1 protein-coding gene is annotated in these 558 nt (G+C 70.3%); it reads left to right on the forward strand.

All coding sequences use genetic code 11. The features are described from left to right. A partial coding sequence (locus FK530_RS25190; protein WP_331456382.1) for an HAD-IB family phosphatase occupies window positions 1-558 on the forward strand: 558 nt, incomplete at both ends.

Below are 558 nucleotides of genomic sequence, written 5' to 3' on the forward strand. Positions count from 1 at the left end.
CCAGGTGTCCCTGCAGTCTTCCCCCGCCTGCGAGGGCGGCACCGACTGGCACGTCCTGCGTGTCAGCGGTGAGGCGGGGGCGGACTTCGACGCCGCGCACGCGCGCGAGGTGATGCACGCGTTCGCCCCGGATGTGGTCGTCGTCCCCTCTGCGCTGGTCTCGGCCGCACCCGGCCTGGTCGTCACCGATGTCGATTCCACCCTCATCACCCAGGAGGTCATCGAGGAGCTTGCCGACCACGCCGGGACCCGCGCCCAGGTTGCAGAGGTGACCGCGCGCGCCATGAACGGAGAACTCGACTTCGCCCAGTCCCTGCACCAACGGGTGGCGACCCTCCGTGGAGTTCCGGCCTCGGTGTTCCAGACCGTACTCGACGCGCTGGTCCCGACTCCGGGTGCCCAGGCGCTGGTGGATGCCGTCCACCGGGGTGGCGGCACCTTCGGTGTCGTCTCCGGCGGCTTCGAGGAGGTCGTGGCACCGCTGTGCCAGAGGATGGGTATCGACCACTGGGTCGCCAATCACCTGGAGGTTCGGGCGGGACACCTGACCGGCCGGGT

Origin of the sequence: Tsukamurella conjunctivitidis (assembly GCF_007858475.1) — a bacterium.
Lineage (GTDB): Bacteria > Actinomycetota > Actinomycetes > Mycobacteriales > Mycobacteriaceae > Tsukamurella > Tsukamurella conjunctivitidis.